The 1227-nt window shown below is 66.2% G+C and carries 2 protein-coding genes and 1 pseudogene; 2 read left to right on the top strand and 1 reads right to left on the bottom strand.

Translation table 11 applies throughout. From position 1 onward, the window contains the following. A partial coding sequence (locus PZ895_RS00750; RefSeq protein ID WP_275837118.1) for a DNA gyrase modulator occupies nt 1-437 on the bottom strand: 437 nt, incomplete at its 3' end. A gap of 151 nt (nt 438-588) precedes the next feature. On the opposite strand from PZ895_RS00750, the gene PZ895_RS00745 reads away from it, so the two are divergent. Then, nucleotides 589-1005, top strand: coding sequence for a VOC family protein (locus PZ895_RS00745; RefSeq protein ID WP_275837117.1), 417 nt, complete (start codon nt 589-591; stop codon nt 1003-1005). Continuing rightward, nucleotides 1002-1227 (top strand): annotated as a pseudogene (locus PZ895_RS00740) (hypothetical protein); the annotation flags it as partial. The gene PZ895_RS00745 and the pseudogene PZ895_RS00740, both read left to right, overlap by 4 nt.

The following is a 1227-nucleotide window of genomic DNA, read 5'->3' as shown; positions in this document are numbered from 1 at the left end:
TTGGTCACGCCCGCCACCGCGCGGGCCGCATCCTCCATCGCAAGCGCATCCTCGCGCATCCGCGCCGCGTCGATCTCAGTTCCGTCGAACAGGTCGAGATCGCGGATCGCGCGCGCCAGCCGGTCCTTGTCGGCGAGGCCCTGCACCGGGTCTTCCGGCGAGACCTTCGCCATCGCCACCGCGCGGCTCGCCAGTTCGTCCACATTCGCGCCGGCCGCCGCCGAAACGCTCGCCACGCGCCTGCCGATGAAGACGCGAAGCGCGATGTCGTCGCTTTCGGCGGCTTCCGTGCCTTCCACCTTGCCGAGCCGCACCGTGACGTCGGCCGAGCGCGAGCGCACCGCCACCGCGTCAGCGGCGTCGGCCCCGGCACGCCTTGCCGCCTCGACCAGCGATGCGACGAGGTCCTGCAACCGGGCGGTCTCGATCTGGCTCATGGAATTGTCCTGATTGGTCAAACGGCATTGGCAGGCAGCGTATCCGCCCCATCTATTGTTCGCGCCCGACATGTGCAATGGCTGAGCCGCGTTCGCTTGTCGCCCGGCATGAGGACGCGAACGACGAAAAACCCTTCCAAGGACATGTGACGTGACGCCTTTCCATCTCGCCTTCCCCGTCAGCGATCTCGAAGAAACCCGTGCCTTCTATGCCGACGTGCTCGGCTGCGCGATCGGCCGCTCCTCCGACACTTGGGTCGATTTCGATCTTTTCGGCCACCAGATGTCGGCGCATCTGCGTCCCGGCGCCGGCAAGGCCGCGCGCGACGGCAAGGTCGGAGGCATCGTCGTGCCGATCCCGCATTTCGGCGTCGTCCTCGAAATGGCCGAATGGACGGCGCTTGCCGAACGCCTCGAAGCCCGCTCCGACGTCGAATGGATCGAAAAGCCGCAGGTCCGCTTCAAGGGCGAGCCCGGCGAACAGGCGACGCTCTTCATCTGCGACCCCTCCGGAAATGCGCTCGAATTCAAGGGTTTCAGGTCGATGGACAAGGTCTTCGCCCATTGACGACCCGGCCGGCCGACGAAATCCTTCCCGACGCCCGACCCCCGGCCGGAGAGGGCAAGTTCGTCACCGGTTCGACCATGCGCCATGTCGTGACGATGACGGTGACCGGCTCGATCGGGCTGATCGCCGTCTTCTTCGTCGACGCGCTCAATCTCTTCTACATCTCGATGCTCGGCGTGCAGGAGCTTGCCGCGGCCATCGGCTTCGCCTCGACGCTGATGT

The sequence above is a fragment of the Mesorhizobium sp. YIM 152430 genome, from assembly GCF_029210365.1.
Classification (GTDB): Bacteria; Pseudomonadota; Alphaproteobacteria; order Rhizobiales; family Rhizobiaceae; genus Aliihoeflea.
Note: the sequence above shows the minus strand (reverse complement) of the source record. Positions and strands in the feature narration are given on the sequence as shown.